Annotated in this window: 6 protein-coding genes and 1 pseudogene; all 7 read left to right on the top strand. The window is 72.6% G+C overall.

What is annotated here, in order from left to right; genetic code table 11:
* A pseudogene (locus FV230_RS29860) lies at positions 1-237 on the top strand (septal ring lytic transglycosylase RlpA family protein); the annotation flags it as partial.
* Between the two features lie 312 nt (positions 238-549).
* Positions 550-1,770 (top strand): D-alanyl-D-alanine carboxypeptidase family protein, encoded by a 1,221-nt coding sequence (locus tag FV230_RS21585; protein ID WP_147843862.1) that lies wholly within the window; start codon positions 550-552, stop codon positions 1,768-1,770.
* Between the two features lie 46 nt (positions 1,771-1,816).
* The gene (tmk, locus tag FV230_RS21580; protein WP_147843861.1) at positions 1,817-2,533 is read left to right on the top strand and encodes a dTMP kinase; all 717 of its coding nucleotides are present in this window, start codon (positions 1,817-1,819) and stop codon (positions 2,531-2,533) included.
* Entirely contained in the window at positions 2,523-3,584 is a 1,062-nt protein-coding gene (locus FV230_RS21575; RefSeq protein WP_147843860.1) for a DNA polymerase III subunit delta', read from the top strand. The genes tmk and FV230_RS21575 overlap by 11 nt, the downstream gene beginning before the upstream one ends.
* 102 nt (positions 3,585-3,686) lie before the next feature.
* Positions 3,687-5,258 (top strand): methionine--tRNA ligase, encoded by a 1,572-nt coding sequence (metG, locus tag FV230_RS21570; protein ID WP_246694950.1) that lies wholly within the window; start codon positions 3,687-3,689, stop codon positions 5,256-5,258.
* 49 nt (positions 5,259-5,307) lie between these two features.
* On the top strand, positions 5,308-6,105 hold the full coding sequence (locus FV230_RS21565; protein ID WP_147843858.1) for a TatD family hydrolase: 798 nt from the start codon (positions 5,308-5,310) through the stop codon (positions 6,103-6,105).
* A 43-nt stretch (positions 6,106-6,148) separates the two neighbouring features.
* Positions 6,149-6,979: an MBL fold metallo-hydrolase gene (locus FV230_RS21560; RefSeq protein WP_147843857.1), complete on the top strand. Its 831-nt coding sequence runs from the start codon at positions 6,149-6,151 to the stop codon at positions 6,977-6,979.
* The last annotated feature ends 478 nt before the right edge of the window (positions 6,980-7,457 follow it).

Genomic DNA, 7,457 nt, shown 5'->3' with positions numbered 1-7,457 from the left:
GCCCAGGCCGTGCCCGCACGGATGCCGGCGGCCCGGCCGGGCTCCGTCCCGCCCGCGATGCCGCCCTCGGCCAAGCTCGCGCTGGCCCGGCTCACGGGCGCCGCGGCCCCGAGCGACAAGGGCTCGGGCGACAAGGGAACGGCCCGCGCAGTCGTGAAGAGCCGCGTCGACCTCGCCGCGAAGCCGCCCGGCAAGCCTGCCGACAAGCGCGGCGCGCGGCTCGCCGGGATCTACTGACGAGCCGGCGCTGTCCCGTCCTGGCGGAGCCCGGTCGTCCGCGAGACGACCGGCGGTCCCGCGGTCGCGGGGAGGGCCGGCGGGCCGGGGCCGACCCCCTGCGCATCCCGGCGGCCGGGGGATCGTTCAGGTCCCGGCGATCTCGGCCCGAAGCAACCTCGGATCGTAGAAGAACCCGCCTCGGTCGGTGCGCGGGCAGGTGCGCTGCGTCATTTCGCATTCGATCCGGCGCGGAAACCGTAATATGGTCACGCTTGTTATCCGAGGCGGGATGTTCGCGAGCGTGGCGGCCTGGCCGCACGGGAGTTTTTGATGCGCAGGACCTGGGTCTTCCTTCTGGCGGCGGCCTGCGCGCTCGCGACGCCGGCCCGCGCGCAGGTCTTCCAGACCGCGGCGCCGCACGCGATCCTGGTCGACGCCGATTCCGGCTCGGTGCTGTTCGAGAAGGCGGCCGACGAGCCGTTCGCCCCGGCCAGCATGGCCAAGCTGATGACCACCGACATCGTGTTCGACGCCCTCAAATCCGGGCGGCTGACGATGGAGACCGAGTTCACGGTGACCGAGGACGCGTGGCGCCGGGGCGGGGCGGGGGGCGGCGGCTCGTCGATGTTCGCCCAGGTCAACAGCCGCATCAAGATGCAGGACCTGCTGCGCGGGCTCGTGGTCCAGTCGGGCAACGACGCGGCGATCACGATCGCCGAGAACATGGCGGGTTCCGAGGAGGCCTTCGCCGCCATCATGAACCAGCGCGCGAAGGAGATCGGGCTGACGCGCTCGACCTTCCGCAACGCCACCGGCTACTCGGCGCCCGACCAGCGGGTCACCGCGCGCGACATGGCCAGGCTCGCCGCGCACATCATCGATACCTACCCGGACCTGTACAAGATCTTCTCCGAGCGCGAGTTCACCTGGAACAAGATCAAGCAGCAGAACCGCAACCCGCTGCTCGCCCTCGACATCGGCGCCGACGGCCTCAAGACCGGCTACCTCGAGGAATCCGGCTACGCGCTCACCGGCTCGGCGGTGCAGAACGGCCAGCGCCTGATCATGGTGATCTCCGGCCTCAAGACCGCGCGGGACCGTGCGGCCGAGGCGCGCAAGCTGATGGAATGGGGGTTCCGCGCCTTCGAGCCGCGGCAGGTGTTCACCCCCGGCGAGACGGTGGCCGAGGCCTCGGTGTTCGGCGGCGCGTCGGGATCGGTGCCGCTGGTCGCCAAGAAGCCGGTGCGGGTGCTGCTGCCGCGCGGCTCCTCGGATCGCGTGACGGCGCGCGCCGTCTACCAGGGGCCGCTGGTCGCCCCGGTGGAGGAGGGCCGCGAGGTCGGCCGCCTTAAGATCATGCGCGGCGATGCGGTGGCGCTCGACCAGCCGCTCTATGCCGGCGCCTCCGTCGAGGCCGGCACCATCCAGCAGCGCGCGATGGATGCCGCGCTGGAGTTCGGCACCGGCCTCGTCCGCCGCGCCTTCGACAAGGCGGGCAAGGGCGAGAAAGCCGGCGACAAGCCTGGCGAGAAGCCCGCCAACCCGTCGTGAGGACCGAGAGGCGCGGCCCCATGCTGCCACCACCGCGTCGGCAGCCATGACCGCTTCGACCCCGACCGCTTCGACACATCGCGGCGTCTTCATCACCTTCGAGGGCGGGGAGGGCGCGGGCAAGTCGACCCAGGTGGCCCGTCTCGCCCGGACGCTCGGCGCGCACCGCACGGTCACGACCACCCGCGAGCCCGGCGGCTCGACCCGCGCCGAGGAGATCCGCACGGCGCTGCTCGCCGGGGTCGCCAAGCCCTACGGGCCCTTCGCCGAGGCGCTGCTGTTCTCGGCCGCGCGCATCGACCACCTCGACCGCCTGATCCGCCCGGCGCTGGCCTCGGGCGAGGTCGTGCTGTGCGATCGCTTCATGGATTCGACCCGCGCCTACCAGGGCGCCGCCGGCGGTCTCGATGCGGAAGCCGTCGCGGCGCTCGAGCGGGTCGTCGTCGGGCCGACACGGCCCGACCTCACCCTGATCTTCGACCTCGACCCCGAAATCGGCCTGGCCCGTGCGCGGGCGCGGGCGGCCGGGCAGGGGGCACAAGGGGCGCAGGCCGCACCGGACCGCTTTGAAGCCGAGGCGCTGGCCTTCCACGCCCGCCTCCGCGATGCCTTCCGGGCGATCGCGCAGGCCGAGCCGGCGCGCTGCGTCCTCGTCGACGCGGCGCGCGATCCCGATGCCGTCGCGGACGCGGTCCGCGCAGCGGTCGCCGCGCGCCTGCCCGGCCTCCTTGCCGACACCGAAGGCCGCACCGATGCCGCCTGATCGCGCCCCCGACGACGTCGAGCCCGGCGACCTTCCCGGCATCGTCCGTCCGCGCGAGACGCTGCGCCTCGTCGGCCATGCCGAGGCGGAAGCGGCCTTCGCCGAGGGCATCGCCTCGGGCCGCCTGCACCATGCCTGGCTGATCGGCGGCCCGGCCGGCATCGGCAAGGCGACCCTGGCCTACCGCGTCGCCCGCCGCCTGCTCGCCGACCCCGACGGGGTCTCGCACGCGCCCGGCCTCGACATCGCCGCGGGCGATCCCGTGACGGCCAAGATCGCGGCGCTCTCGCACCCGAACCTCGTGGCCCTGCGCCGCCACCGGGTGCCGACCGCGAAGACGCTGCCGACCAGGATCCCGGTCGACGCGGTGCGCAAGGCGCTCGAGCTGTTCGGCTCCACCGCGGGCAATGCCGGCTACCGCATCTGTATCGTCGACAGCGCCGAGGACCTGAACGCCAACGGCGCCAACGCGCTGCTGAAGATGCTGGAGGAGCCCCCGCCCCGCGCGCTGTTCCTCATCGTCAGCCATGCGCCGGGCCGGCTCCTGCCGACGATCCGGTCGCGCTGCCGCGCCCTCGCGCTCCGGCCCCTGGACGCGGGCGCCGTGGCGGCGGTGGTGTCCGGCTTCCCGCCGCCGTTCCCGGCGCCCTCCGCCGAGGCGCTCGCCCGGGCCGCCGACCTGTCCGAGGGCTCGGTGGCGCGCGCCGTCGCGATGCTCGATCCGGCGATGCAGGGGCTGGTCGCCGAGATGGAGACCCTGCTGTCGCGCGCCGACCATCCGGATTGGGGCCGCGTCCTCAAGCTCGCCGACAAGCTCGCCGGGCGCGAGGCCGAGCCCCTGTTCGCGGCCGGCCTGGAGACCGTCGAGCGCTTCGTCTCGGCCGAGCTCCACCGCCGGCGGGCGGAGCCGCCGGCGCGCCTTGCGGCCCTGGTCGAGGTGTGTGAGAAGTTCGGCCGTACGGCGCGCGAGGCCGCGACCTACAATCTCGATCGCCGGCCCGTGGTCCTGTCGCTGTTCGCGGACCTCGCGGGCGCCGTGCGGACCGGCTAGAGCATCGTCCCGAACGGTGCCGGTTCGGCGCCGGCGAACGCGCACGACGCCGCGCCGGAACGGCGCCGATCCTGCAGAGCCGCGTATCCGGGAATGTCCGACGTGACCGCCAAGACGAACAGCACCAAGACCTTCAGCATCACCACGGCGATCTCGTACCCCAACGGCGCGCCGCATATCGGCCACGCCTACGAGGTGGTCGCCACCGATGCGATCGCGCGCTTCAAGCGCCTCGACGGCTACGAGGTGCTGTTCACCACCGGCACCGACGAGCACGGTCTCAAGATCCAGCAGACGGCGTCGCGCGCCGGCACCACGCCGCGCGCCTTCGTCGACGGCATGGCGGCCCGGTTCCAGGCGGTGGCCGACCGGCTCGACTGCGCCTACGACCGCTTCATCCGCACGACGGAGCCCGCCCACACCGCCGCCGCGCGGGAACTGTGGCGGCGGATGGAGGCCAACGGCGACATCTACCTCGACACCTATGCCGGCTGGTACTCGGTCCGCGACGAGGCCTATTACGGCGAGGACGAGACCCGCCTCCTGGAGGACGGCACCCGCCGCTCGCTCGCCACCGACACCCCCGTCGTGTGGATGGAGGAGGAGAACTTCCTGTTCCGGCTCTCGGCCTACGCCGACCGCCTGCTCGCCCTCTACGACGCGCAACCGGACTTCATCGGCCCCGAATCGCGGAAGAACGAGGTCGCGAGCTTCGTGCGCTCCGGCCTGAAGGACCTGTCCGTCAGCCGCACCACCTTCGACTGGGGCGTGCCGGTGCCCGACCGGCCCGGCCACGTCATGTACGTGTGGGTCGACGCGCTGACGAACTACCTCACCGTCACCGGCTTCCCGGACGAGGCCGACGAACGGCGGAAATTCTGGCCGGCGGACCTGCACGTCATCGGCAAGGACATCGTCCGCTTCCACGCGGTGTACTGGCCGGCCTTCCTGATGTCGGCCGGGCTGCCGCTCCCGAAGCGCGTCTTCGGCCACGGCTTCCTGCTCTCGAAGGGCGAGAAGATGTCGAAGTCGCTCGGCAACGTCCTCGACCCGATCGACCTCGCCGACACCTACGGCGTCGACGCCGTGCGCTACTTCGTGCTGCGCGACGTGCCCTTCGGCGGCGACGGCAGCTACAGCCACGAGGCCATCATCACCCGCATCAACGCGGACCTCGCCAACGACCTGGGCAACCTCGCCCAGCGCTCGCTCTCGATGATCGCCAAGAACGTGTCCGGAGCGGTCCCGGAGCCGGGTGCCTTCACCGAGGCCGACCGGACACTGCTCGCCGCCGCCGACGCGCTGCCGGCGCGGGCGCGGGCGCTGATGGACGACCTCGCGCTCCATTCCATCCTCGCCGAGATCTGGGCGGTGGTGGCCGATGCCAACCGCTACTTCGCGGCGGAAGAGCCGTGGAAGCTGAAGAAGACCGATCCGGAGCGGATGGGCACCGTGCTCTACGTGACCGCGGAGGTTCTGCGCGCGGTCGGCATCCTGGTGCAGCCCTTCGTGCCGCGCTCGGCCGCGAGCCTGCTCGACGTGCTGGCGGTGCCGGCCGACCGGCGCCTCTTCGCCGACGTGGGGGAGGGCGGCCGCCTGACGCCCGGAACGCCGCTGCCGGCGCCGAGCCCGATCTTCCCGCGGTTCGAGAAGCCCGAGGCACCGGCTGCGTGAGCCGGCCGTTCCCGCCACACCGAACCCCTCGCCCAGGCTCCCGGACCGCATGCTCATCGACAGCCACTGCCATCTCGACTTCCCCGACTTCTCCGCCGACCTCCCGGGCGTGATCGCCCGGGCGAAGGCCGCCGGCGTCGGCCGGATGCTCACGATCGCGACGCGGGTCGCCAAGGCCGACACCTATCGCGCCATCGCCGAGGCGCACCCGGAGGTCTGGTACACGGTCGGCACCCATCCGCACGGCGCGGCCGAGGAGCCGGACGTCGCGCCCGAGACCATCGCGGCGCTGACCGACCACCCGCGCTGCATCGGCATCGGCGAGGCGGGGCTCGACTACCATTACGAGGACGCGGCGCCCGAACCGGTTCAGGAGCGGGTGCTGCGCGCCCACATCGAGGCCGCCCGCGCGACCGGGCTGCCGCTGGTGATCCACGCCCGCGACGCCGACGCCCACATGGAGCGGGTGCTGACCGACGAGATGGGCCGCGGCCGGTTCTCGGCGGTGCTGCACTGCTTCTCGTCGGGCGCGCGGCTGGCCGAGGCCGGCGTCGCGCTCGGCCTCTACGTCTCGTTTTCCGGGATCGTCACCTTCCGCCGCTCGACGGCTCTGCGCGACATCGCCCGGCAGGTGCCACCCGACCGCATCCTGGTCGAGACCGACGCGCCGTTCCTCGCCCCCGAGCCGCATCGCGGCCGGACCAACGAGCCGGCCTACACCGCCGACACCGCCCGGTCGCTGGCCGGGACCCTCGGCCTCGAAGCGGAGGCCTTCGCCCGCCTGACCACCGCGAACTTCCATCGCCTGTTCGCCAAGGCGGACCTGAAGGCAGGCCCGTCCGCGTGACAACCGGCGCCGTCCTCGGATACCACCCGAGCGGGAGGTCCGGATGGCGACGCTGACTTTGCGCATCCTCGGTTGCGGCTCGTCCGGCGGCGTGCCCCGCGTCGGCTACGGCTGGGGCGCCTGCGACCCGCACGACCCGAAGAACCGACGCCGGCGCTGCTCGATCCTCGTCGAGCGCCGGGAGGGCGAGGCCGCCACGACGCTGCTGATCGACACCTCCCCGGACCTGCGCGAGCAGCTGCTCGATGCGGGGGTGACGCGCCTCGATGCGGTGCTGTTCACCCACGCCCATGCCGACCACACCCACGGCATCGACGACCTGCGCCCCCTGGTGATCCAGATGCGCGCGCGCATCCCGGTCCATGCCGATACGCTCACGAGCGACCTGCTCCGCGCCCGCTTCGGCTACTGCTTCAAGACGCCGCCGGGCAGCGCCTACCCGCCGATCCTCGACCTTCGCGATCTGCCGATCCACGAGATCGTCGCAGTCCGCGGGGAGGGCGGGGCGATCGAGGCGGAGGCGCTGCCGGTCGACCACGGCAACGAGGCGGCCCTCGGGTTCCGCCTCGGGCCGGCCGCCTACATCCCGGATCTCAGCCTCCTGCCCGAGGCGAGCCGGGCGCGGCTCCACGATCTCGACCTGCTGATCATCGACGCCCTGCGCGAGACCCCGCACCCGACCCATTACTCGGTCTCGGAGGCGCTGGCGTTGATCGCGGACGTGCGCCCGCGCCGCGCGATCCTCACCAATCTCCACACCGACCTCGACCACGCGACGCTGGCGGCCAAGCTGCCGCCCGGCGTGGTGCCGGCCTATGACGGCCTGACCGTCACCCTCGATCTCGATCGGCCCGCGCGGGCGTACGGGGATTGAACCCGATGCCGGGTTGGCCGCGCGCTTGACGGTCGCGCGATCGGCGGGAGCTGGCTGAGCTCGGGCCGCCTGCCCGGGCGATCGCCCGGCCCGCCGACGGACGTCGATGTCGTGCCGAAGGACTCCGCGGGCCAGATTTGCGAAAACCCCGTGATCGCACGGCCGGAGGGTTCGGCAGGCTTCCCATCCGCGCGGACGGTGGCCGACGCCTGCCGTCCGAGAGCCGCAGCCACTGACGCGCGAAGAGGACGGGTGGGGATGAGTCGGCTTCCCGGAGGGGCCTGCCGTCGTCGCCGGAACCCGGGAGGTCCGCGTCACACGCCTGTCGCGGATTTTATGGATTTCTCCGCATTTGGCTGTTGACGGGCTGCTGGGTGGTCCGTATACCCCTGTTCATCGAGACGGGGCGGCGGCGACGCGGTTCTGGACTTGGTCCACCGACATGACGAGCGATAGGGCAGCTGGCGGGAGCCGGGTG

This window comes from Methylobacterium sp. WL6 (genome assembly GCF_008040095.1).
Taxonomy (GTDB): Bacteria; Pseudomonadota; Alphaproteobacteria; order Rhizobiales; family Beijerinckiaceae; genus Methylobacterium.
This window is presented reverse-complemented; position numbering and strand designations above follow the sequence as displayed.